This is a genomic window from Nereida ignava (genome assembly GCF_047114695.1).
GTDB lineage: Bacteria > Pseudomonadota > Alphaproteobacteria > Rhodobacterales > Rhodobacteraceae > Nereida > Nereida ignava.
Window position 1 is genome coordinate 1,095,679 of sequence record NZ_CP112885.1, and the last position, 23,181, is coordinate 1,118,859.

General features: G+C 54.6%; 24 protein-coding genes, 1 tRNA gene and 1 riboswitch. Of the genes, 7 read left to right on the forward strand and 18 right to left on the reverse strand.

The annotated features are described in order from the left end of the window. Positions 1-234 precede the first annotated feature (234 nt). A tRNA-Ser gene (locus tag OLX08_RS05425) sits at positions 235-324 on the reverse strand. 185 nt (positions 325-509) lie between these two features. Here OLX08_RS05425 and OLX08_RS05430 point away from each other — a divergent pair. Continuing rightward, positions 510-1,445, forward strand: a complete 936-nt coding sequence (locus OLX08_RS05430; RefSeq protein WP_391483006.1) for a carbohydrate kinase family protein — start codon at positions 510-512, stop codon at positions 1,443-1,445. Here the strand turns inward: OLX08_RS05430 and ychF are convergent. Together ychF and OLX08_RS05440 are read right to left on the reverse strand one after the other, a co-directional pair. Beyond that, positions 1,442-2,539: a redox-regulated ATPase YchF gene (ychF, locus tag OLX08_RS05435; RefSeq protein WP_391483008.1), complete on the reverse strand. Its 1,098-nt coding sequence runs from the start codon at positions 2,537-2,539 to the stop codon at positions 1,442-1,444. The genes OLX08_RS05430 and ychF overlap by 4 nt on opposite strands. 55 nt (positions 2,540-2,594) lie before the next feature. Continuing rightward, a complete protein-coding gene (locus OLX08_RS05440; RefSeq protein ID WP_391483010.1) occupies positions 2,595-3,131 on the reverse strand; it encodes a pseudouridine synthase in 537 nt (178 codons plus the stop codon). 139 nt (positions 3,132-3,270) lie between these two features. Here OLX08_RS05440 and OLX08_RS05445 point away from each other — a divergent pair, with 139 nt between their 5' ends. After that, the gene (locus OLX08_RS05445) at positions 3,271-4,440 is read left to right on the forward strand and encodes an L-lactate dehydrogenase (protein WP_391483011.1); all 1,170 of its coding nucleotides are present in this window, start codon (positions 3,271-3,273) and stop codon (positions 4,438-4,440) included. A gap of 39 nt (positions 4,441-4,479) precedes the next feature. Next, positions 4,480-5,091 carry a sulfotransferase family 2 domain-containing protein gene (locus OLX08_RS05450; RefSeq protein ID WP_391483013.1) on the forward strand — a complete coding sequence of 204 codons (612 nt, stop codon included), beginning with the start codon at positions 4,480-4,482 and terminating at the stop codon, positions 5,089-5,091. Between the two features lie 25 nt (positions 5,092-5,116). Here the strand turns inward: OLX08_RS05450 and OLX08_RS05455 are convergent, their stop codons facing one another. After that, a complete protein-coding gene (locus OLX08_RS05455; protein ID WP_391483015.1) occupies positions 5,117-6,262 on the reverse strand; it encodes an MFS transporter in 1,146 nt (381 codons plus the stop codon). Positions 6,263-6,420: 158 nt separating this feature from the next. Here OLX08_RS05455 and OLX08_RS05460 point away from each other — a divergent pair, with 158 nt between their 5' ends. The 4 genes from OLX08_RS05460 to OLX08_RS05475 all read left to right on the forward strand — a co-directional run bounded on the left by OLX08_RS05460 (position 6,421) and on the right by OLX08_RS05475 (position 9,447). Then, a complete protein-coding gene (locus OLX08_RS05460; protein WP_391483016.1) occupies positions 6,421-7,056 on the forward strand; it encodes a 50S ribosomal protein L25/general stress protein Ctc in 636 nt (211 codons plus the stop codon). A gap of 115 nt (positions 7,057-7,171) precedes the next feature. Continuing rightward, positions 7,172-7,858 (forward strand): aminoacyl-tRNA hydrolase, encoded by a 687-nt coding sequence (pth, locus tag OLX08_RS05465; RefSeq protein WP_391483017.1) that lies wholly within the window; start codon positions 7,172-7,174, stop codon positions 7,856-7,858. A 61-nt stretch (positions 7,859-7,919) separates the two neighbouring features. Next, the gene (locus OLX08_RS05470) at positions 7,920-9,068 is read left to right on the forward strand and encodes a serine hydrolase domain-containing protein (RefSeq protein ID WP_391483019.1); all 1,149 of its coding nucleotides are present in this window, start codon (positions 7,920-7,922) and stop codon (positions 9,066-9,068) included. Positions 9,069-9,078: 10 nt separating this feature from the next. Further along, complete coding sequence (locus OLX08_RS05475; RefSeq protein ID WP_341247330.1) at positions 9,079-9,447, forward strand: DUF2237 family protein; 369 nt, start codon at positions 9,079-9,081, stop codon at positions 9,445-9,447. 11 nt (positions 9,448-9,458) lie between these two features. Here OLX08_RS05475 and OLX08_RS05480 read toward each other — a convergent pair whose 3' ends face one another. The 14 genes from OLX08_RS05480 to OLX08_RS05545 form a co-directional block, all read right to left on the reverse strand. Continuing rightward, entirely contained in the window at positions 9,459-10,112 is a 654-nt protein-coding gene (locus OLX08_RS05480) for a phosphoribosylanthranilate isomerase (RefSeq protein ID WP_391483022.1), read from the reverse strand. Positions 10,113-10,115: 3 nt separating this feature from the next. Beyond that, complete coding sequence (locus tag OLX08_RS05485) at positions 10,116-10,475, reverse strand: lipopolysaccharide assembly protein LapA domain-containing protein (RefSeq protein ID WP_391483023.1); 360 nt, start codon at positions 10,473-10,475, stop codon at positions 10,116-10,118. A gap of 33 nt (positions 10,476-10,508) precedes the next feature. Then, positions 10,509-10,787 carry an integration host factor subunit beta gene (gene ihfB, locus OLX08_RS05490; RefSeq protein WP_391483025.1) on the reverse strand — a complete coding sequence of 93 codons (279 nt, stop codon included), beginning with the start codon at positions 10,785-10,787 and terminating at the stop codon, positions 10,509-10,511. Positions 10,788-11,061: 274 nt separating this feature from the next. Beyond that, positions 11,062-12,735 carry a 30S ribosomal protein S1 gene (rpsA, locus tag OLX08_RS05495; protein WP_048599342.1) on the reverse strand — a complete coding sequence of 558 codons (1,674 nt, stop codon included), beginning with the start codon at positions 12,733-12,735 and terminating at the stop codon, positions 11,062-11,064. A gap of 195 nt (positions 12,736-12,930) precedes the next feature. Continuing rightward, the gene (locus tag OLX08_RS05500; RefSeq protein WP_391483027.1) at positions 12,931-13,368 is read right to left on the reverse strand and encodes a hypothetical protein; all 438 of its coding nucleotides are present in this window, start codon (positions 13,366-13,368) and stop codon (positions 12,931-12,933) included. Positions 13,369-13,490: 122 nt separating this feature from the next. Continuing rightward, on the reverse strand, positions 13,491-14,648 hold the full coding sequence (locus tag OLX08_RS05505; RefSeq protein WP_391483029.1) for a DUF2130 domain-containing protein: 1,158 nt from the start codon (positions 14,646-14,648) through the stop codon (positions 13,491-13,493). Between the two features lie 90 nt (positions 14,649-14,738). Continuing rightward, positions 14,739-15,350, reverse strand: coding sequence for a (d)CMP kinase (cmk, locus tag OLX08_RS05510; protein WP_391483031.1), 612 nt, complete (start codon positions 15,348-15,350; stop codon positions 14,739-14,741). Continuing rightward, positions 15,347-16,696: a 3-phosphoshikimate 1-carboxyvinyltransferase gene (aroA, locus tag OLX08_RS05515; RefSeq protein WP_391483032.1), complete on the reverse strand. Its 1,350-nt coding sequence runs from the start codon at positions 16,694-16,696 to the stop codon at positions 15,347-15,349. Before aroA ends, cmk begins: the two co-directional genes overlap by 4 nt. 124 nt (positions 16,697-16,820) lie before the next feature. Further along, entirely contained in the window at positions 16,821-17,534 is a 714-nt protein-coding gene (gene trmB, locus OLX08_RS05520; protein WP_341247337.1) for a tRNA (guanosine(46)-N7)-methyltransferase TrmB, read from the reverse strand. Between the two features lie 78 nt (positions 17,535-17,612). Then, complete coding sequence (metK, locus tag OLX08_RS05525) at positions 17,613-18,794, reverse strand: methionine adenosyltransferase (protein WP_391483034.1); 1,182 nt, start codon at positions 18,792-18,794, stop codon at positions 17,613-17,615. Positions 18,795-18,800: 6 nt separating this feature from the next. After that, a riboswitch (SAM-SAH riboswitch) is annotated at positions 18,801-18,850 on the reverse strand. Positions 18,851-18,877: 27 nt separating this feature from the next. Further along, the gene (gene lnt / locus OLX08_RS05530) at positions 18,878-20,482 is read right to left on the reverse strand and encodes an apolipoprotein N-acyltransferase (protein WP_391483035.1); all 1,605 of its coding nucleotides are present in this window, start codon (positions 20,480-20,482) and stop codon (positions 18,878-18,880) included. Continuing rightward, positions 20,479-21,441 (reverse strand): transporter associated domain-containing protein, encoded by a 963-nt coding sequence (locus OLX08_RS05535; RefSeq protein WP_391483037.1) that lies wholly within the window; start codon positions 21,439-21,441, stop codon positions 20,479-20,481. The genes lnt and OLX08_RS05535 overlap by 4 nt, the downstream gene beginning before the upstream one ends. A 46-nt stretch (positions 21,442-21,487) precedes the next feature. Then, complete coding sequence (ybeY, locus tag OLX08_RS05540; RefSeq protein ID WP_391483039.1) at positions 21,488-21,958, reverse strand: rRNA maturation RNase YbeY; 471 nt, start codon at positions 21,956-21,958, stop codon at positions 21,488-21,490. Beyond that, the gene (locus OLX08_RS05545; protein ID WP_370726547.1) at positions 21,955-23,028 is read right to left on the reverse strand and encodes a PhoH family protein; all 1,074 of its coding nucleotides are present in this window, start codon (positions 23,026-23,028) and stop codon (positions 21,955-21,957) included. Before OLX08_RS05545 ends, ybeY begins: the two co-directional genes overlap by 4 nt. Between the last annotated feature and the right edge of the window lie 153 nt (positions 23,029-23,181).

Below are 23,181 nucleotides of genomic sequence, written 5' to 3' on the forward strand. Positions count from 1 at the left end.
CTAATCGAATGATGAAGAGTGGATATGCTGGGACATTAGCGAATCTCCAAGCACGGGAAAAGCTCAGGGCGATACGTTGGCGCTGAAGCAAGAAGGGTGCTGCTAAAGGTAAAACGGCATTGCTTAAGCAGCTACTGCAGCAAGCATCCAAACACCTAAACCTGGGTACAAACTGGGTACAAATCAGTCCGACACCATCTCTAAGTCACTGAAAATAAACATAATAATGGTGTATGGCGGAGACGAAGGGATTCGAACCCTCGAGACCCTTCCGGGCCTACTCCCTTAGCAGGGGAGCGCCTTCGACCACTCGGCCACGTCTCCGCTGACCGTCCTAGCGGCAGGGGGGGGGGGAAACAAGAGGTAATTGCCAGATTATCGTTACTGCGTGCAGAATTTCACGGGCGCGGGCCGCATGCTACAACCTTGCCCTTATGATACTGCGTTTACGCTTTGACCCTACCTGTAAAAGCAAGCTACTTAGCCGCAAGCAATTAACAGGATGTGTCATGATAATTTGTTGCGGCGAAGCGCTGATCGATATGGTTCCAGAAACACTGGCAAACGGCGAAAGCAGCTATGTGCCGCGCAGTGGTGGTGCAGTTTTCAACACGGCCGTCGCAATGGGCCGCCTCGGGATTGAATGTGCATTGGTGTCCGGCATTTCAAATGACCTGTTCGGCGAACAGTTGGTACAAGGCCTTGAGCACAGCAATGTCGCAACCGATCATCTGATGCGATCAGACCTGCCCACGACTTTGGCGTTTGTGAAGCTGGTTAACGGTCATGCAAGCTACGCCTTCTACGACGAAAACACAGCTGGCCGGATGTTGACGCGTGCGGACGCTGTGACATTGCCCAAAGAATGCCACGCTCTGTATTTTGGCGGCATTAGCCTTGCTACCCTGCCCTGTCAGGAATTCTATCTTGAGACGCTGGCGCAAAACTCCGAAGGCCGCGTGGTCATGATTGACCCAAACATCCGGCCCGCTTTTATTGCCGATGAGATGCAGTACCGCGCAGTTTTGACCGATGCTTTTGAACGGGTCGATATCGTGAAGGTGTCTGACGAAGATCTTGACTGGATCGACCAAAGTGACGCCAGCCTTGAAGAAAAAGCGCGCGCGCTGCTCGGACGCGGTCCATCAGTTGTGATCATTACCCGAGGCGGTGATGGCGCCTTGATCTACCTCAAGGGGGCCGATGCGCCTGTTACTGTCGCAGCACAAAAAGTCACCGTGGCCGATACTGTTGGCGCGGGAGACTCGTTCAACGCAGGGTTCTTGGCCAATCTTGAAGATAATGACCTGCTGGCGCCTGAAAAAATTGCTAACCTAAGCGCAGAGCAAGCACGCGAAGCTGCGCTGTTCGCCGCATCAGTCGCGGCAATTACGGTAACGCGCCAAGGGGCAAACCCGCCTTGGCGCGATGAATTGAAAGCTTAAGTGTTAAACAAGAAGTGAAGGACATCGCCGTCTTTGACGGTGTAGCCCTTCCCTTCAGCGCGCATCTTGCCTGCTTCTTTACAGGGCTGTTCCCCACCTAAGGCGACAAAGTCGTCATAGGCGATTGTCTCGGCGCGAATGAACCCTTTCTCGAAGTCGCCGTGGATAACGCCAGCCGCTTTGGGCGCTGATGTACCCGCTTTGATGGTCCACGCGCGCGCTTCTTTTGGGCCGACTGTGAAATATGTCTCAAGGTGCAGTAACTCGTAGCCCGCGCGGATCAGACGGTCGAGACCCGCTTCGGCAAGCCCCATTTCGTCAAGGAACATCGCCGCTTCATCTGCGTCAAGCTGGCTGATTTCTTCCTCAATCTGGGCTGAAATAACGACATGGCTGTTACCTTGGGCAGCTGCCATTTCGGCCACTTTGGCAGAGTGGGCGTTGCCCTCAACACTCTCGGCCTCGCCCACATTACATACATAAAGCACAGGTTTTGTGGTCAGCAACTGCAACAGCTTCCATGCTTTTGCATCGTCTTCATCCACCTCAACCACACGCAGTGGTTTTCCGTTTTCAAGACACTCTGCCGCGACTTTCAGAAGGCGCTCTTGCTGGACGGCTTCTTTATCACCGCCACGCACTTTTCGGGTGATGTTCTGCAGGCGTTTCTCAATGCTTTCCATATCGGCAAGCATAAGTTCTGTCTCAATAGTTTCTGCATCCGCCACCGGATCAACGCGCCCTTCAACGTGGGTCACGTCACCGTCCTCAAAACAGCGCAGCACATGGGCAATCGCGTCAACTTCACGGATGTTGGCCAAGAACTGGTTGCCCAACCCCTCACCTTTTGAGGCACCTTTCACCAAACCGGCGATGTCCACAAAGGTCATACGGGTCGGAATGATTTCCTTGGAGCTGGCAATCGCGGCAAGCTTATCAAGGCGTGCATCGGGCACCCCAACTTCACCCACGTTCGGCTCAATCGTACAAAACGGGAAGTTCGCAGCCTGAGCCGCAGCCGTTTTGGTCAACGCATTAAAAAGTGTGGATTTCCCGACGTTCGGCAATCCAACAATACCCATCTTAAAGCCCATAGCGGCGCTCCTCATGTCACAGTTGAAAGCGGCTTACCCCGCAAGCGGGCGCACTTCAAGCGTGCCGCCACGCTCCAATGGCAAGGCCATCAACTGTCCAGTCACCCACGCTATGACGTACAAGACGCAGACACGGCAAACCAACGTGAGCAGTCATGCGGCGTACTTGGCGATTGCGCCCTTCGGTGATGGTCAATTTGATCCACGTATCGGGTATCGATTTACGCACACGGATCGGCGGCACACGGGGCCAGATTTCGGGTTCAAACACCTCAACTTTCGCCGGACGTGTCGGCCCGTCCTTCAGGGTGACACCAGCGCGCAAGGCATCAAGCTGTTCGGGCGTTGGCGTGCCCTCAACTTGTGCCCAGTATGTTTTGGGGGTCTTGCTGCGCGGTTGTGTCAAACGCGCCTGCAAACGCCCATCATCCGTCAGCACCATCAAACCTTCGCTATCACGGTCCAAGCGGCCAGCGGGATAAACGGCGGGTACATCAATATAATCAGATAAGGTCGCACGCGGACTTGGGGACTTAAGGTCCGTGAACTGTGAAAGCACATCAAAAGGCTTATTAAACAAGATGATCGCCATGACATTTCCGCCGCGTTTCTACTTGAGCTAAATCCGGTTCATACTTAGCTGCCCCGCCCTGTCAGCGAAAGCAACAATCGCTTGCCTGAGTTTGGCGCCGTTGGTAATCATTGTTTACCAATTTTACGCGGAGCGAGCTATGGCTGTGATCACCAACATCGGCGACCTGAAGAAAATCCACGAGCGCCGCGTGCCGCGCATGTTCTACGATTATGCTGAATCCGGCAGCTGGACCGAGCAAACGTTCCGCGAAAACACTACTGATTTTGACCAAATCCGCCTGCGCCAACGTGTGGCTGTTGATATGACAGGCCGCAGCACTTCAAGCACGATGGCAGGCCAGGATGTAACTATGCCCGTCGCGCTTGCCCCCGTGGGTCTGACTGGCATGCAACACGCAGACGGTGAGATTAAAGCCGCCCGTGCTGCCGAAAAATTCGGCGTGCCATACACACTGTCGACGATGTCCATCAACAGCATCGAAGATGTCGCCGAAGCCACAACCGTACCATTTTGGTTCCAGCTTTATACGATGAAGGACGAGGACTATGTGGACCGGCTGATCGCCCGCGCGAAGGCTGCAAAATGCTCGGCACTTGTGATTACTCTTGATCTGCAAATATTGGGTCAGCGACACAAAGACCTCAAAAACGGACTGTCTGCGCCGCCCAAACTGACCGCCAAAACCATAGCGAACCTTGCGACCAAATGGGGCTGGGGCATTGAGATGCTAAGCGCCAAACGTCGCAACTTTGGCAATATCGTCGGGCACGTCGAAGGCATCAGCGATACGTCATCGCTCAGCTCGTGGACTGCCGAACAGTTTGATCCCGCATTAGACTGGTCAAAAGTCGCCAAGCTGATTGAAAAATGGGACGGCAAGACAATTCTGAAGGGTATTCTTGACGCAGAGGACGCCAAAATGGCCGTCAAAGTTGGGGCAGATGCAATCGTGGTTTCAAACCACGGTGGCCGTCAGCTTGATGGCGCGTTGTCCTCCATTCGTGTGCTTCCCAGCATCATGCAGGCCGTCGGCGGAGAGATCGAAGTGATGCTTGATAGCGGCATCCGCTCGGGTCAGGACGTGCTTAAAGCAATCGCGCTTGGCGCGTCAGGCACGATGATTGGACGGGCATATATTTACGGGCTCGGCGCAATGGGGCAGCAAGGCGTGACCATGGCACTGGACGTGATCCGCAAGGAACTGGACACCACCATGGCGCTATGCGGGCGGCGAACTATTGATGAGTTGGACCGCGATATCTTGCTTGTTCCCGAAGGTTTTGAGGGCGTTTGGCAACAAAACTGATCACTGGCCTAGCCCGTGCAAACGGGCTAGCTTTGCCACATGTTGATATTGTCCCAAAATGGTCTGGTCTATCTCGCAACGCCCAAAACGGGCTCAACCGCGATTGAACAGACTTTGGGCAATCTCGCAGACATTCGGTTCAGCAGACGCCGCAAGCACCAGAATGCACGCTTTTATCATAACCGCGTCGCACCCTTTCTGAAGGCCTCCCTCAACGAGACGAACGAAGTGATCGCCGTGATCCGCGAGCCGATGGACTGGCTGCGCAGTTGGTATCGGTACCGCGTGCGCCTGCCCAAAGATAATCCGCGCTCGACCGATGGGGTATCGTTCCATGATTTTGCCAGCGCAGCCTTGCAAAGCCCGCAACCGCCCCTCGGCACCGTTGGCAGGCAGTTCAACTTCCTAAGCGCAGATGACGGGACCGTGCTTGTGGATCATCTTTTTGCCTATGAAGAACAGCCGGTTCTGCGACGGTTTCTGGATGAGCGTTTTGAGACCAGCTTGAATTTCCCAACTGTGAATGTTTCGCGTCCGCTACTGATTGATGAAATCCCCCAGACCGAGGCAGACGTGCGCGCAGCGTGGCCAGAGGATTTCGCCCTTTACGATCAGGTGATGGCAGCTGGTGGGCATCTGCGCTGTAGGTGAAACCTTTCCAGCAAAGCGCGATAACTCAGGCCTTAGGGCCTTGCCGTTTGAGCATCATTGTTGCGGGCAAAATCATCAGCAAAAAGCATCCAACGGTAGCAAACGCCACCCGAAGCCCGTGATATTCGGCCAACAAGCCAATCACCGGCGGCCCAAGGAAAAACCCAGCAAAACCGATAATCGAAACGCGTGCGATCACCAAAGTTCGATCCGCAATACCGACCCGTTCACCGACAATATTGAGGGCCGTTGGGGCGATCACGGAAATTCCTAAACCCAAAATGCCAAAGCCAACGTAGGCCATGTTTGGGCTGGTCGCGGCTGCGGCCAACCACGCGCCGATAGCTGCGAACATCGATGCGGCCACAATGATTTTCATCCCACTAACGCGCCCTGAAATCAGATGCCCAGAAAAGCGTCCAACAGCCATGGTCAGACCAAGCATCGCGGGCCCGAACGCCCCTTCGGCAGCGCCGCCGCCCAAGGTGCGCTCAACGTGCAGCGCCGACCATGCCTCGGACGCGCCTTCTGTTTCAAAGGCGATCAACACAATGATGCCGCCCCACACGATCACCCCAATTGGCAAACGCCCGCCTTTGGGTGCATCCGGTTCCGTCTCGGACGCCGTACGCATCGGCATCTTGATACACGCCGCGTAAACGACCACCGCAAGCAACGCGAAAACGACCCACGTTTGCCAATCCGCCTCGCGCGCAAAGCCTGTAACGATCGCGCCGCACGCATAGGCTAAGGAAAACCCAGCATGGTTAAGGTTCATCAAGGAACGCCCTGTGCGGGCTTCTGTCTCGGAAATGCGGGCGTTGATAACGATATCCGCAAGACCCGAGGCAAAGGCCACCACAAACATAACAGTCGTAAAGCCCACTGCCGTGCTCACCGTCCCAAGGCCCAGATATGCAGTAGCCAAAGCAGCGATTGCGGCTGGCATCGCAAAACGGCGCAAGCGGCGATCAAGTGTTGGGGCAGCGGCCATGGCAGCCAAAAGCCCCAATGCAGCACATGAAATTATCAATCCAAACGTCGCATCACTTACATCAATTTGGGCTTTCAAACGCGGAATAAAAGCTGCAAACGCACCCCACAAAATGCCCATTGAGCCAAAGCCAAGCAGCGTCTTGCGGCTGTCGTATATGTCTCGGTACACTTTCATTGCGCAAAGCGTTCGCACGAGTTCCTCTTGCACACAAGCGATCACTGGGCACGCGGCCTAAAAACCCTTTGACTTTCACCCAGATTCGCCGCAAAAGCGCCACTTCATCGGGCACCGCACCCTTGGAGGCGGGCCCCTTTATTTATTGGAGAAATATCATGGCAGGTCAGATCCCAGATCTTATCGTCCAGAACCGCGCGGGGACAGGCAAGGGGGCCGCTCGCGCTGCACGTCGTGCAGGTTTGGTTCCGGGCATCGTTTTCGGCGGCGACACAGACCCAGTTGCAATTCAAATCCCATTCAACGAGCTGTTGAAGAAGTTGAAAGCCGGTCGCTTTAAGTCGACACTTTTCAACCTCAAGTGCGAAGGCCAAGAAGACGTTCGCGTTATCTGCCGTGACGTACAGCGTGACGTTATCAAAGACCTGCCGACACACGTCGACTTCATGCGTCTTAAGCGTACCACAAAGATTGCTCTCTACATCCCAGTGAACTTCGAAAACGAAGACACATGTAAAGGCATCAAAAAAGGTGGCGTGCTTACAGCTGTGCGTCCTGAAGTTGAGCTGGTTGTTACTGCTGGTGATATCCCTGAGAGCATCACTGCAGACATCAGCAACATGGAAATCGGCGATACGCTGACAATCTCGCAGATCACTCTGCCAGAAGGTTGCAAAGCAACAATCGACCGTGACTTTGTGATTGCAAACATCCAAGCGCCATCCGGTCTTGCTTCATCTTCCGATGACGACGCTGAAGGCGGCGAAGAAGGCGAAGAGGCAGCGGCAGAATAATCTGCAGCACTCTTTCGAACCTACACGAAGGGCCATGCAATTACTGCGTGGCCCTTTTGTTTTGTGCAAAGCTTGGGCTAAAACAGCGCAACAACAGTGACCAAAGGCGCCCCTTATGAAACTCTTTGCAGGCCTCGGAAACCCTGGGCAGAAATATGCCAAGAACCGCCACAACATTGGCTTCATGGCGCTTGAGCAGATCGCTTCGGACCACGGCTTTGGTCCGTGGAAAGCAAAGTTTCAGGGCCAGATCAGTGAGGGTCGATTGGGCAGAGAGAAAGTTCTGCTTCTTAAACCTGAGACATTCATGAACAACTCAGGACAGTCGTTGCGTGCGGCGCTAGACTTTTACAAACTCGACAGCACGGACGTGATCGTCTTTCACGACGAAATTGACCTTGCGCCGGCTAAAGTACGCGTCAAAACCGGCGGCGGCCATGCTGGCCATAATGGTCTGCGCTCAATCCATGCGCATATTTCTCCCAACTACGACCGTGTGCGGCTTGGTGTGGGGCATCCCGGGCACAAAGACAAAGTGCCCTCGTATGTCTTGAACGACTTCGCAAAGGCAGACCAAAACTGGCTTGATGACGTGCTACGCGGCATCGGTGACGGGGCTGCACATCTTGCTGAAGGCGACACTGCGAAATTTCTAAACGCCGTGGCCCTGCGCGCGGCCCCTGCCCGACCATCGACCGGCACCAAAGGCCCAAATGCCAAAACCACCCCTGCCGCCGAGGCAACACACCCAAAGGAAGATGACCGTACGGCAATGCAAAAGCTGATGGACAAGTTCCGCTAGCAGCGCACGGCCTGTTGAGGTTACGCTTGGTGCATAAACAGAGTTTGGGAGGGCGCTGCTTATGAAACGATTTATCCGCATCGTGATTGTTGTTTTGCTCGGGGTGGGCGCGGTTGCACTTTATCATCAAGACCGCATCGCGCGCTTGCTGGCTGTTAATTCGCTGTTTGATGCGGACCGGATTACACACAACTTTTCCAACATGGACGCCGCCTTTTTGCACGAAGAGGTTTCACGTGGCGACGGCCCAGTGTCTCAGTTGCCTAAAGGTCCGCCGTTAAGTCTAACGCCTGAGCAACAAGACTGGGTCGAGCAGGTGGATGTTACCGCAATAGTCGTGCTACAAAACGGCAAGCTGCGCCACGAAAGTTACTACAAAGACACCACCGCAGAAGATCAACGGATCAGCTGGTCTGTGGCTAAGTCGTTCATATCTGTGCTTATGGGGATCGCACTTGATGAAGGCGCGATCGACAGTATCGATGATCCCGTCACTAAATATGCACCTTCCCTGATGGACAGTGCCTATGCGGGGGCCAGCGTCGAAGATGTGCTGTTGATGTCGAGTGGCGTGACCTTTGATGAGGACTACCTCGACCCGTCGAGCGACATCAACAAAATGGGCCGCGTTTTGGCTTTGGGCCGGTCAATGGATGCGTTCACCGCTGATCTAACAGAAACCTTCCAACCCGCCGGCAGTGCTTGGCAGTACGTCAGCATCGACACCCATGTTTTGGGGATGGTCCTGCGCGGCGCAACTGGCAAAAGCATCCCTGCCCTGCTGTCTGAAAAAGTTATTGCCCCACTCGGGCTTGAGGCGTCGCCTTATTATGTCACGGACGGCTATGGAACTGCGTTTGTATTAGGCGGTCTGAACATGCGCACACGGGACTACGCACGCTTTGGCCAGATGGTATTGCAGGATGGCAGATACAACGGGCGCCAAATTGTACCTGCGGAGTGGCTGCGCCAATCAACTGTGCCGCTTGCCAAGACAAAAGCTGGCGCCATTCAATACGGCTATCAATGGTGGATCCCCGCCGATGCCCAAGAAGGTGAATTCATGGCTCGTGGCATTTACGGTCAATACATCTACATCAATCGTAACACACAAACGGTGATCGCGCTGAACGGCGCACACCGCGGTTTTCGTGAAAAAGGTGTGTTTGATCGAAACATGGCCGTGCTCCGGCAGTTGGCCACCCAATAAGAGGCGCTTCATGCAAAAAGACGACAGCATCAACGTGCGCGGAACCGAACTGGTGATCTGCGGCACCGACCCCGTCACTGGCTTTTTCCGCGACGGCTTTTGCAACACCTGTGACGCCGATCAAGGCAGCCACACAGTTTGCGCAATTATGACTGACGAATTCCTCGCCTTTTCCAAATACGTCGGCAACGATCTTAGCACCCCGCGCCCGCAATACGGATTCGTGGGCTTGAAAGCAGGTGACAGTTGGTGCCTATGTGCGACGCGCTTTTTGCAAGCCCACCACGAAGGTTGCGCTCCCAAAGTCCATCTTGAGGCGACCCACCAGCGCGCGTTGGAAATCGTTCCTATAGAGGTATTGGAAGAGAACGCGGTCTGACACGCGTAGCTTCAGGATATTCCGCCGTTGGCAGCCTCAGCAAAGGCCGTCATTAGCTCGCCGTCTTTAACGCCAACACTTGCCTCAACCCCTGAGGACACATCCAACTGACGCGCGCCTGTCATGGCCACGGCCTCAGCCGCGTTATCGGGGGTCAGACCACCAGCCAGCATCCACGGTACGGGCCAAGATTTGCCCGCAATCAAACGCCAATCAAACGAAAAACCGTTACCACCGGGCAGGTCGGCGTTTTTGGGTGGCTTAGCATCAATCAAAAGCTGATCAGCGGCCATCGCATAGGCATCTAGCGCAGGCAGATCATCCGCATCCGCCACGCCAACAGCTTTCATGACTGGAAGGCCATAGCGCGCGCGCACTTCGCGCACCCGCTCAACACTTTCCGCGCCGTGTAGCTGCAGCATATCCAAGGGCACAGCCTCAACAATTGCGTCCAGCTCAGCATCACTCGCGTTTACAACCAAGGCAACTTTCGCAATCCCAACGGGCACCGTAACGGCCAAATCTGCGGCTTGTTCAATGCTCACGTTGCGGGGGCTTTTTGGGAAAAAGACAAAACCAACATACGCCGCACCAGCATCGGCCGCAGCAGTAACGTCTTCGGGCCGGCTTAGGCCGCAAAATTTTGTTCGGATCAAAGGTGCCATGGATTAGCTGGCGTCATCAAGCAACGCGAGGACCTCGTCTTTGCCCTCGTTTTGTTTCCCTTTTAGGCGGCGTACTTCACGCTCAAGGGATTTCAGCTCGCGTTCAGTCGTGGCTTTGGCTGCGCGGATTTTATGCTCGCGCATCCACTCCCATACAAAACCAAGCAAAACACCGGCTGCAATACCACCAAAAATCACAAGAAATAGGGGTAGATCAACTGAGCGGGCCAATAGCGGTACACCGATTAATTCGGCCAGTTCTGGTGGCAGAATGCGCAATGTCACCACACCTCGGTTCGCAAGGGCGACCACAATCAACACAACCGCGATCGCACCAATAATGCCGTACCGAATGTAGCGCATACTTTGCTCCTTAACTCTGCAACAGCGCCGCGGTTAGTCGTTCAAACGCTCACGCAACAGCTTACCGGTCTTAAAGAACGGAACGTGCTTTTCGTCAACCGAAACAGCCTCGCCCGTACGCGGGTTTCGGCCTTGGCGTGCATCGCGCTTCTTGACGGAAAACGCCCCAAAACCACGCAGCTCAACTCGGTCACCACGAGACATGGCATCAATGATTTCTTCAAAGATCGTATTCACGATTTTCTCAACGTCGCGCTGGTAAAGGTGCGGTTTTTCATCAGCAATCTTTTGGATCAGTTCGCTCCGGATCATGTCGCGGCCCCCTTAGTCTACTTACTCACGCCTAAACGTTGGAACATTAGGCGGAGAAAATCACTAGAAAACAAGCCGTTGCAGCATCTAGCATGCAATTTAGGTTAAATTTGACAGGTTTTTGCGCGCCAAACGACAAAAGAAGGCACGTATTTTGGATCAGCTTGGCTCAAACCTAATCACCGCCGCAAATCAGTAGTTCCCCGATTCGAGACGAAAAAGGCCCCGCATGATCAAGATGCGGGGCCTTTACTAGCAAATTAGAAGCGACGGATTAGTCGTCAGACTTAAGCGCTGCGCCCAAGATATCGCCAAGCGATGCACCGGAATCCGAAGAACCGTACTGCTCAACTGCTTCTTTTTCTTCTGCAATTTCACGTGCTTTGATCGACAGACCCAAGCGACGTGTTTTCGCATCCATGTTTGTTACGCGTGCGTCAACTTTGTCACCAACGCTGAAGCGCTCTGGACGTTGCTCGGCACGGTCACGTGACAGATCAGAGCGACGGATAAAGGCTTTCATACCTTCGTAAGTCACTTCGATGCCGCCGTCTTCGATGGAAGTCACTTCAACAGTTACAACTGCACCGCGTGATACGCCGCCAACTGCTTCTGCGAATTTGTCACCGCCAAGCGCTTTTACAGACAAGCTGATGCGCTCTTTCTCAACGTCGACTTCAGTAACAACAGCCTGAACTGTGTCGCCTTTTTGGTAATCGCCAATCACGTCTTCGCCGCGGCCTTCCCATGTCAAATCTGACAAGTGAACCATGCCGTCGATGTCGCCTTCGAGACCGATGAACAGACCGAATTCGGTGATGTTTTTGACGTCGCCTTCGACTTCTGTACCAACTGGGAATTGCTCAGCAAATACTTCCCATGGGTTGCGCTGTGTTTGCTTGAGGCCAAGTGACACACGGCGTTTTGCACCGTCGATTTCCAGAACCATGACTTCGACTTCTTGGCTGGTGGAAACGATTTTGCCTGGGTGTACGTTCTTTTTGGTCCAAGACATTTCAGACACGTGAACGAGACCTTCAACACCTGGCTCAAGCTCAACAAACGAACCGTAGTCCGTGATGTTGGTGACGCGACCAGTGTGCACAGAATCCAGTGGGTATTTCGCCGCAACGATATCCCATGGGTCTTCTTGCAACTGCTTCATGCCGAGGCTGATGCGGTGTGTTTCTTTGTTGATCTTGATGACCTGGACTTTGATCGTTTCGCCAATCGTCAGGATTTCTGACGGGTGGTTAACGCGGCGCCATGCCATGTCAGTAACGTGCAACAGACCGTCAACACCGCCCAGATCAACGAACGCACCGTATTCGGTGATGTTCTTGACCACACCGTCAACAGTTTGGCCTTCAGCCAAGTTGCCGATGACTTCAGCGCGCTGTTCGGCACGTGATTCTTCGAGGATCGCACGGCGCGATACAACGATGTTACCACGGCGGCGGTCCATCTTGAGGATTTGGAACGGCTGCTTGAGACCCATCAACGGGCCGGCATCACGTACGGGGCGTACGTCAACTTGTGAGCCAGGCAAGAACGCAACTGCGCCGCCAAGGTCCACAGTGAAGCCGCCTTTGACGCGACCAAAGATAGCACCTTCGACGCGCTCTTCTGCGGCGTATGCTTTTTCCAGACGGTCCCATGCTTCTTCGCGGCGGGCCATCTCGCGTGAGATAACTGCTTCGCCACGGGCGTTCTCAGCAGAGCGCAAGAAGACTTCTACTTCGTCGCCAACTGCGATTTCGGGAGCTTCGCCTGGATTTGCGAATTCTTTAAGCTCAACGCGGCCTTCCATTTTGTAGCCTACGTCGATGATGGCTTGGCCTGCTTCAATCGCGATGACCTTACCTTTGACGACTGTTCCCTCATCGGGAGTGTCCATCTCGAAGCTTTCGTTCAAGAGTGCTTCAAACTCTTCCATTGTGTTAGCCATGTGGCGTTAACGTCCTTTTTAAAAGTTTTCTGGCCGTGCGGTTGTCTCCGCCGGTCTTTGGATGAATTTGGCCAAATCCTCAAAACAGCTGGTCCACGAAAACTTCAGGGCCGGTGCAAACCGACCCTGCTCAAATCTCATGTCCGCATCTGTTTCGACGCTTTAACAAGCGCGCGTATAAGCAAGATTCCCTTGCTAATCAAGGGCTGCGTCCAGGTGTTCCGTATGCGCACCAAAGAGCTGATCTTCGATGACATCCGTGGGTAGCAATGAGGCGATAATCTCAAGCATCGCAATTTTCGGCCCCAGCGTTGTTTGCTCGACCCAGAATTCACATTTCGCCTTGCCCAAGACTGTATCATCGGGCGCAAAAAAGTCTGTCTCAAGAGAAACCGCTGTCCGCGTGTCTGTTTCAGCAGCTTGGTGAAATATCTGTGCATTATGACGAAACGGGCCCAATTTCGCGTAAGCCGCTTGGAACGCCTCGATCATATTGCGCGTCTCCGCATGTGAGTTGTTCACCCGCATCGCACCATTATGAAACATCGCGTTCGGCAATTTAAGGAAGTCAGCGGCCGTACAGGCATCGCCAGAGTAGAGGGCAGCACAAAAGCCGCGCATGAAAGTATCCATGAAAGTTCTCGTTTATAGCCATTAACCAATTAGTAGCGCCGCCCTACTACCACTCAGTATTCAGTCAAGGGTTCAATTCGAATGATATCATTGTGAAACTAAAGATTGCTCAAAAAGATGTCCTAAGTCACATCACCCCCAATAACGTCCATATCCAAGCCATCAATCTCTGGCATGGACGCACCGGCAATCGCTTTCAGGTCTGCGCCAACTCCAAGCATTGAGCTTTGCACAAGCTCTAGTTGTTTTTGTCGAACCGCCCATTGCTTCTCCATGAATATCCGCTCTTTGCGCAGCGCGTCCTCCATGACCGAGAACCGCTCGTGCACCGCTTCAATCCGCTGCTTGAACTGTGTCCCTGTCAGATAGTCATAAACAAGCTCCATCTTGCTTTGCTGTCCAACCTTAAGGCCCTTTGCTGTGGACACATCTAACAGCCCCTGCCGCAAAGACCGGGCAAGCGGCACCGCAAAACTAGGACCGCAGACCCAGATACCATCAATCAGATCAAAGCTTTGCACACCATCTGGCAATGCGGTGGACACCAGCACGGCAATATGCGCACCGGCCTTGCGCTGATCCTCCCGCAACTTAGCCAGCCACGCAGGCGACCAATTTTTGGTCCGCTTGCTCTCCCAGAGAATTGTACCGGCTTCACCACCGCGGCCATCACCAACCACTTGGGCAACGTCAGCCCCACTGACACCTTTACCAACAGGTTCCAGCACGTCTAACGGGAATGCCGTACCCAGCGTGTCTTCCAAAACCAGCTCGGCTGCTTCGCCTTGGGCCTGCATACTGCCTTGGGTCGCGCGCTGTTGCAGCTCTTCGATCTTGCGGGTCAGCCCCTCAATCGTTTGGCTCTGCTCACTAATGCGCAAAGCCGCTTTCTGTTCGGCCTCAACTGCCAGTTTGGTACGTAAACTCTCACGCTCAACCGCCAGCTGCTTTTGAATGGTCAGCTCAATTTCAGCCTCTTTATCCGCCAACTCGCGCTCACGCTTCATGGCCGCTGCTTGGGCAGCCTGTGCTTCGGTCAGCTTTGCCTCTCGGTCCGCCAGCCGCTCTGCCAGTTCTTGCGCGTTCTGCTTGCCTGCTTGCTCTGCAGCCGCTTTGGCACGCAGTTCCGCGGCCTTAACCGCTTGCTCCGTCTCATGCCGCTTGGCCTCCAATTGAGCAGCGAATTGCGCCTTCATGTCTGCCATCATGGGACCTGCCAGACTTTCAGTCAGCTCAATTTCACTGCTGCATTTGGGGCATGTAATCTTCAAATCAGACATTGGGCGCAGGCTCCGTTTATCTCGCACAAGTGTAGTGCCCACGCTCTGAACGCAGGCAACAAGGTGAGCATAACAAATAAATAGTGAGGTTTAAGTCTTTATCGCTGCACGGATAAATTGGCTCGCACGCGCAACGGCCGCCTCAATATCCAATGTGGACGTGTCAATCACCACTGCACCTTCTGCAGGCTTCATCGGTGCAACAGCACGCTCGCTGTCGCGGCGGTCACGCTCAACCACATCTGCTAGCACACCGTCGCGGGTCACGTCATGCCCCTTGCCCGCCAGCTCGAGATACCGCCGTTCGGCGCGCACTTCGGCACTGGCTGTGACGAATAATTTCACCTGCGCATCGGGGCAAATCACCGTGCCGATATCACGACCGTCCAAAACAGCACCGCCCGCACGCGCTGCAAACGCACGCTGAAAATCAACCAAAGCGGCCCGTACTTGTTCAATCGTCGCCACTTTTGACGCGGCCTGTGCCACCTCTGCGGTGCGCAGGTTTTCTGGCGTCAAATCAGCCGCTTTAAGAGTTTGCGCGGCAACGATCGGCTCAACACCCGCAAGCATTTTGGCCCCCACGGCACGGTACAAAAGTCCTGTGTCCAAATGGGCAAAACCAAACTCGGCAGCTACACGTTTTGAAATCGTACCCTTCCCGCTGGCTGCTGGTCCATCTATGGCAACGGTCAGGGTCACGCGCGCGCCACTTTGGCACCAAGGCCGTTCATAAGCGCCTCAAAAATTGGGAAGCTTGTGGCAATCGGGCCGCCATCATCAACACAGACAGGCTCCGGCGTGCCCATACCAAGTACCATGAAACTCATCGCAATACGGTGGTCCAAACGGCTCTCAACAGTCGCACCGCCTTTGGCGCTTCCACCCGCGCCACCACCGTGCACGGTCCACCAATCATCTCCCTCATCCACTTGCACACCGCAAGCGCGAAGACCTTGGGCCATTGCATCGATGCGGTCGCTTTCCTTCACACGCAGCTCTTTCACACCAGGCATGAACGTTTTGCCACTGGCAAAGCTCGCCACAACAGACAGCACCGGGTATTCGTCAATCATCGACGCAGCGCGTTCTGCTGGCACCTCAATTCCCTGCATATTGGGCGAGTATTTCGCACGCAGATCAGCAACAGGCTCACCACCCTCGGTGCGCAAATTCTCATACGTTAAATCAGCGCCCATATCGCGCAGGGTCTCAAACAAACCAGCACGCGTTGGGTTTAGACCAATGTTGGGTACCAGAACATCAGACCCCTCAACGATCAACGCAGCACACACAGGAAACGCGGCCGAGCTTGGGTCACGCGGCACCACAATGTCCTGCGGCTTTAATTCCGGCTGGCCCGTCAGGGTAATCTTGCGACCTTCTGGACCTTCCTCGGTGATCACGCTGGCGCCAAATCCGTTTAGCATCCGCTCTGTATGATCACGGGTCGCTTCTTTCTCAATGACAACTGTTTGACCTGGCGCGTTCAAACCAGCTAACAAAACAGCCGACTTCACCTGCGCAGACGGAACAGGCGTGACATATTCAACAGGCACCGGATCGGCGGCACCGACAATTGTCATCGGCAAGCGGCCACCACTGCGGCCGTAAGACTGCGCCCCAAACAGCGCAATCGGGTCCGTCACTCGGGCCATCGGCCGCGAGCGTAACGAGGCATCGCCTGTAAACGTCACAGACATATCGCTGGTGGCCATACACCCCATAATTAGGCGCACGCCAGTACCGGAATTCCCGCAATCAATCACATTCTCAGGTTCGCTAAAGCCACCAACACCAACACCGCACACAGACCATTTACCGCCGCCATGATTGGTCACTGTCGCACCAAATGCCTGCATCGCCTTTGCGGTGTCCAACACATCTTCGCCTTCAAGCAATCCAGTGATTGTTGTCTCGCCCACAGCCATCGCCCCGAAAATCAAAGCACGGTGCGAAATAGACTTGTCGCCCGGTACATTTGCCTCACCGCGCAGCGGGCCTGCTTTGCTCGATTGCATTTGAATTGGCTCACCGTGGCTGGACATAATACGCGCTCTTTCTTGGGACTGCTCGTTGGGTGACCACTTGGTCGGTGTCTCGTTCTAACCCGTGGCTAATGCTAGGTAAATCAGCCAGTTTCGCTTTGGCAGAAATACTCACTCCACTAGATCAAATCTTGCGAAACGTCAGATAATGTTGGGGGCGCCCTTCACGGATGGCCTTTTGCTCGTACCGCGTCGAAATCCAGTCACCCCACGGGGTGCGCCAATCTGCAGGCGCTTCGGCCAACCACTCAAAACCTGCCTTCGGAACTTCAACCAAGGTTTGGCGAACATAGTCTGCAATATCAGTCGCCACACGGAATTCAGCGCCAGGTTTAAGCACACGCGCCAAAGGTTCAAGATGTTCTTGGGTGACAAATCGGCGGCGATGGTGGCGCTTTTTGGGCCATGGATCTGGATAAAGAAGGAACGCCTTTGAAATACTCGCGTCTGGCAACACATCGAACAAATGACGGGCGTCACCGGGGTAAATTGCAAGATTTTCAACGCCTGCTTTACGCACTTTACCAAGCAACATCGCCACGCCGTTGATGTAAGGCTCTGCGCCAATAATGCCGACCTGCGGATTCTCTGATGCCTGGTGCACCAAGTGCTCGCCGCCGCCAAAACCAATTTCAAGCCACACATCTTTGTCGCCAAAAACCTTTGGTAACTCCAAAGGAGTGCGTTCGGGATTATCCTCCCAAGACACAGCACCGGGCGACAAAGCCGCAAGGTCCTCATCAAGATAACGCTCTTGCGCAGAACGCAGGCCCTTACCCTTGAAACGCCCATAAAAATTACGCCAAGGCGCACCGCTTTTGTGTGTTGTATCGGTCATGACCGGCGGTTTACGCACCGCGCGCAGACTTGGCAAGCAAGCCGTTCGCACGCGGCACGTATCACTCTAAACGGTTTGCTAGACCGCTGCTTTCAGCGCATCCACCAGATCCGTGCGCTCCCAGCTAAATCCACCGTCCGCTTCAGGGCTACGGCCGAAGTGACCATAGGCCGCTGTGCGCTGATAGATCGGACGGTTTAGGCCCAGATGTTCGCGAATACCGCGCGGTGTCAGGCTCATCGTTGTACGGATCGCCTTTTCTATCGCCGCATCATCCACTTCGCCTGTGCCAAATGTGTCAGCATAGATCGACAACGGCTCAGCCACGCCAATTGCGTAGCTCAGCTGGATCGAGCATTTCGCAGCCATACCAGAAGCCACAACATTTTTGGCGAGATAACGCGCTGCGTAGGCCGCTGACCGGTCTACTTTGGTCGGGTCTTTACCCGAAAACGCACCCCCACCGTGGGGGGCTGCACCGCCGTAAGTGTCCACGATAATTTTGCGGCCCGTCAGACCCGCATCCCCATCCGGCCCGCCAATCACAAACTTGCCGGTGGGGTTCACGTGCCAAGCGGTATCCGCAGATATCCACCCCTCGGGGAGCACTTCACGAATGTAGGGCTCAACAACTGCGCGAACGTCGGCACTGCTCATTGAGGCATCAAGGTGCTGGGTCGACAACACGATCGAGGACACACCAACGGGCACGCCATCGCGGTATTCAACAGAAAGCTGTGACTTGGCATCAGGCCCCAATGTGGGCTCTGTGCCGTCTTTGCGCACTTCTGCCAAGCGGCGTAAAATCGCGTGTGAATACTGGATAGGCGCAGGCATCAACGCATCTGTTTCGCGGGTGGCGAAACCAAACATAATCCCTTGGTCGCCCGCCCCTTCATCTTTGTCCGCAGAAGCATCAACACCTTGGGCAATATGCGCCGACTGCTCGTGCAACAGGTTGGTGATCTCAACTGTTTCGTGATGAAACTTGTCCTGCTCATAACCGATGTCTTTGATGCAGGCGCGCGCAATCTCGTCGATGCGACCCATGTAGTCTTTCAGCTTGTCGGGATCAGACAAGCCAACCTCGCCGCCGATCACAACGCGGTTTGTGGTGGCGAACGTTTCTGCTGCGACACGCGCCTCAGGCTCCTCGGCCAAAAAGGCATCAAGCACTGCATCGGAAATCCGGTCGCAGACTTTATCTGGGTGACCCTCGGAAACGGACTCCGAAGTAAATGTGTAATTAGATCGTGTCATGAAACGTGCTCCAGTTGAATACCGCCCACACCGTCAGGAAGCCGTTGGTGAGGCATGGCGTCTTCGCTATGCCTTTAGGCACATCACGTCAACGACGAACGCCGCCACACCAGCACAGACGTGCCAATAAGCCACAACATAAAGACGCCGATAATCGGCCAATCACGCGTACGCGCATAAAGTGTGACCTTTCGCGCAGCGGGCACCGCTGCATCGATAAAGCCTGTTTGGTTCATCCCAAGTTGTGCTGTCACGCGTCCGCGGGCATCGATTATTGCACTGATCCCCGTATTGGCCGAGCGCAGCATTGGGATGCCCTGCTCAAGACTGCGAAACTGTGCCTGCACCAAATGCTGTCGCGGACCAGCCCAGTTGCCAAACCATCCATCATTAGTGATCAGTGCAAAAAAGGCAGGGCGCTCTTTGGTTGCCCCCGCCAAATGCGGGAAAATCCCCTCGTAGCAAATCAAAATTTGTGCGCGACCCAGGTCGCCTACCTGTAGCGTGCGCATGCCGATACCGCGCGAAAAACCGCCCCCCTCATTCGCGGCAAGCCCGTAGATGCCAAGCTTGGACAGCAGGCCACCAAGAGGCAGATATTCACCAAACGGGACCAATTGTGCCTTGTCATAAAAGTCCGTCACATAACCATCATCAATCACAACGGCTGTATTGAAAAACCGCAAGCGATCTGCGCGCTGCAGCCCCGCAATCACCGGTGTTTGTGGCAGTGCGCGCGAAATCATACCAATCGCGACATCCGCCTCATCCAACCAAACGGGAATTGATGTCTCGGGCCACACAATCAAATCGGGCCTGCGCCCGCCATTTTCAGGTGCAGCTTCGCTCAGCGCGACACTTCGGTCGAAAAAATCACGCGCTTTTTCGGGCAGCCACTTCTCGGATTGCGGCGCATTTGGCTGCACAATCCGGACCAGCGTTTGCTCCGCTACAGCGGACCCAACATTGGCTGGCGCAGGTGGCATAGGCTGCATTCCAGCCAACACAACGGTTAGCACCCCAATCATCGTCCCCCACCCCACGCGGGCAGGCAAGACATGGCGGTTCAGCACCGCCCATGCAAAGATGCAAATAGCAAGCAAACTGAATAACCCAAGACCATGGGGACCAACCACAGTGGCAAGCATTGAAGCCTGCGTGTCGACCCAAATATAGCCCAACAAACCCCAAGGAAATCCCGTAAACGCAAAGCTGCGCAGCACTTCAACACCACCCAGTGCAAAAGCCCAATTCATCAGAAAATAAGCATGAGCCCGCGGCCCCAAAGCCAATGTGCGTTCACGTTTCCAGGTCGTCTTGAAATGAAAAGTCGAGCCGTCAGCCGGTACAGTTTCAGACGTGGCAAAAAACGCCACCCCCTGTGCCAAGCCCCAAAACACCGCCAAGCCACCGCATAAAAACACCAAGGCAAAAGGCGCCATCCAGCCGTGCCGCGCAGCGTCCACCAAGAACGGTTCAACAATCCAATGCAATGTGACAGCGAAATATCCAAAGCCGAACAGCCAGCCGCGCAGAGACGCCGCACGTATGCTGCGGTCATGAACAGATTGCGACAGGTGCAAAACACCCCCCGCAAAAGCCGCGGCAATGATGCCAAAGGGGGCGCCAGCAAGGGCAACAACAGCACCGGCGATAGCTGAAACCCAAACGGGCAGTTTTGGGATCAAGGCACCCGTACCCGAAGGCGTTTGATCCGGCGGGGGTCTGCGTCAATCACTTCAAATTCTGGTCCAGCAGGGTGTTTGACCACCTCGCCGCGCGCCGGCACCGAACCGGACAACATAAACACCAGCCCACCAAGGGTATCGATACCCTCTTCGTCGATGTCTTCGTGATCCGTCAGGGATTGGCTGATGTGGTGCTCAAACTCATCAAGTGGCGTTTTGGCCAGCGCGAGGTAGCTGCCATCCGTTTCCTGGCTCCACATGTCTGCATCGGCCACATCGTGCTCATCTTCGATCTCACCGATGACTTGCTCAATCAAATCCTCAATGGTGACCAAGCCGTCCACACCGCCATATTCATCGATGACAAGCGCCATGTGAATGCGCTCGGCCTGCATCTTTTGCAGCAAAACCCCAGTCGGCATAGAGGGCGGGGCATAGATCAATTCGCGCAGCATCGCTTTTAGGTCAAACTTTTTGGACCCGTTAAACCCGTGGCGCAGGGCAAGGTCTTTTAGGTGGATCAACCCGACCGGCGCATCAAGATTGCCATCATAAACGGGCAAGCGGGTAAAGCCGCTGTGGCGGAAAACTTCGACCAGATCATCTTTTGAAATATCAAGCGCCACGCCGGTAATATCTGCACGCGGAATAGCAATGTCATCCAACTGCAACCGGCGCAGGTTGATCATCCCGTGGGTCGAGCGCGCGCCAGCATTTGCGCCTGCCCCCGCATCGGAACGGGTATCATCCGCAGGGCTAAGCGCGCCAATAATACGGCCGAAAAAGCTGTCAGATTTTGCCACAGGGACGTCAGCCTCAATGGCAGGTTGCGCATCAGTCGAGCGGAGTTCCGCCGCGACATCATTAGTGTCATCAGAGGAAGGGGATTTAGACGGTGTGGCATCAAGTGCCTGCGCGCGTTGCGCTGCGCTAGAGGAGCCGTCGGAACTGTCGTTCATCGTGTCACAATCGTGTTTGTAAGGGGCCAGTCGCCCTCGGACTTAGCTAATATGGGTTAGGGATGCCCAGTTTTGCAAGGATTTCTACTTCTAAACCCTCCATCAACTCTGCATCTGTGTCTTCAATGTGATCATACCCCAATAAATGAAGGGTTCCATGCACAATTAAATGGGTAATATGCGCCTGTGGCGTAAGCTGGGCTTCCTCTGCCTCGCGATGGCACGTCTCGTAGGCCAGTGCAATATCACCCAACTCTGTTTCATCCTCGAACGGATCAGGTGTTGGGGCTTGCGGTGGGGCAAGCTCTTGAGCGGGCCATGACAACACATTTGTCGCGGTCGGTTTCTCGCGAAATTCGGCATTCAACTCGGCAATCCGCGCATCATCACAGCCCATCACACACACCAAATAAGACACAGGATCCAGCGACAAATGGGTCAGCGTAGCGTCAGTGGCAGCAACAGCCAGCGCCTCAAGCCCCGCCCAGCGCGCGTCTTCCAGAACGACATCGATCATCCTTTGGCCGGATCATCTTTGTCATACGCCTCAATAATTTTGGCTACCAAGTGGTGACGCACAACGTCCTTGGCGGTGAAATAGTTGAAGCTGATGTGCTTTATCCCGTTCAAAAGACGTTCTGCGTCACGCAGCCCTGATTGAACACCACGCGGCAAATCCACCTGCGTGCGGTCACCAGTAATCACCATTCTTGACCCTTCACCCAGACGGGTCAGGAACATCTTCATTTGCATGGATGTGGCGTTCTGCGCCTCGTCCAGCACAACAAACGCATTGGCCAACGTCCGACCGCGCATGAAGGCAAGCGGTGCGATCTCGATCTTTTTGTCTTCGATCAGCTTTGTAACTTGTTTGGACGGCAGAAAATCATTCAACGCATCATAGAGCGGCTGCATATAGGGATCGACTTTGTCTTTCATGTCCCCGGGTAAAAAGCCAAGACGCTCACCGGCCTCAACGGCCGGTCGCGATAGAATGATCTTATCCACTTTACCGCCAACAAACATATTCACCGCAGCAGCGACAGCAAGATACGTTTTGCCTGTCCCGGCGGGACCGATACCAAAGCACAACTCATTTTTGAAAATCTCACGCACATAATTTTTCTGGGCTTGCGTGCGCGGTTTGACCAATTTCTTACGAGTGGTGATCTCAACATCACCACCTTTGAACATCTCGATTTGCGCACCGGTCATGCCGCCTGCGGCCGTTGCAGGCTTTTCCTCAGCACTGTCTTTGGCAGGATCGAAAACAGGCGCGCTCAGGCGTAGTGCGCCGTCAATTTCGCCAATATCAACTTCGCCGCCCGCTTCAAGCCGCATATAGAGCCCACCCAAAACCTGCGCCGCACGTGCACTTGTGTCCACGTCACCAATCAACGCCAGACGGTTGCCACGGCGAATAATCTGAAGCGAAAGCGCGTTCTCAATGTGGCTAAGATTGCGATCGTATTCACCGCACAGGTCAATCAAAAGGCGGTTGTCAGGAAACTCGAGAAGCGTCTCTGTTGTGTCTGGACCCTGATCTGAAGCAGATCCGGTCTCAGGTATCAGCGTATCGACAGGCAATCATGTCTCCCTTTTGATGTGTCGGTGGCGATTGGCCAGAACGTGGCTTCAACCGTGTCCCCACGGGAATGGGGATGCAACCCACCAAAAGCCTGTTTCACAGAATTATAACATTTTTTCGGACGACCAGCGTGCTGAAGAGATAAGAGACGT